The organism is Natronococcus sp. JC468, assembly GCF_012163165.1.
Lineage (GTDB): Archaea > Halobacteriota > Halobacteria > Halobacteriales > Natrialbaceae > Natronococcus > Natronococcus jeotgali.
This window is the reverse complement of record NZ_JAAVUO010000112.1, coordinates 1-923: the sequence shown is the minus strand read 5'-3', so window position 1 is coordinate 923 and position 923 is coordinate 1. Positions and strand designations below refer to the sequence as shown.

The 923-nt window shown below is 47.7% G+C and carries 1 protein-coding gene; it reads left to right on the top strand.

Annotated features, from left to right (window positions below):
• A partial coding sequence (locus GWG54_RS20600) for a transposase (RefSeq protein WP_245242904.1) occupies positions 1 to 515 on the top strand: 515 nt, incomplete at its 5' end.
• Positions 516 to 923: the final 408 nt, after the last annotated feature.

Below are 923 nucleotides of genomic sequence, written 5' to 3'. Positions count from 1 at the left end.
AATTCGGTGCTCTGATCTTGTTCGCTTTGCTCCAGAAATCGAGTCAGCAATCAGCAACGATGGGAACTACCGACTATACAGAGCGGACGAAGCTGACGATTCAGCAGTTGAAAGTCACGCTCCTCGTAGACACGAGGTCCAACGCAATCATCGACTTATATGTGACGACGACCCGAAAACATGACTCGCAAATTGCGCCGTCGCTCATCAAGCGAAATACCGGTGAAGTAGCGGTTCTCCTTGGCGACAAGGGATACGACGACCAGAAAATCAGACGACTTGCCCGTCACCACGAGGTTCGCCCACTGATCAAGCATCGTGAGTTTACATCGCTCCACAAGGCATGGAACGCACGCTTAGACGGTGCTCTCTACGGTCAGCGGAGTCAATCCGAGACTGTAAACTCAACGCTCAAACGGAAATACGGTGCGTTCGTCCGCTCACGACGATGGTGGAAGCAATTCCGTGAACTCAATATTGCTTGTCTCGTTCATAATCTTGATCGGTCACTTTGAATGATTCAAGAAAGGAAGTAGCGCGATAGTTAGTGCCAAGAATTCAATGGGATATAGCTTTTAAACTCCCCAACAACGTGCTATAGATAATGCCTGAGCAATCCTCCAAACGCGAGTCACTCGGTTCGCGTATCCTGTTCTTGATCGCTGGTATAGCTGTCGGAGTTCTACTGGAAATATTGAACATTGGTGGTATATGGGCCGTCCCCGTTGGGATTCTTGCACTCATTCTATTCGGTGAGACCTACCTCTTTTTAACAGAAAATTGGTCATCAGGTCAATAAGTATCCCTCATTGACCAGCGGTTTTGTTCAGAATATGTCTAAGTAATAGCATTTCAACACCTATGAGAATCCTGCGACTGACCAAACCACGGATCGTCTAATAGCTGTTTCGTCGTCGATAGTG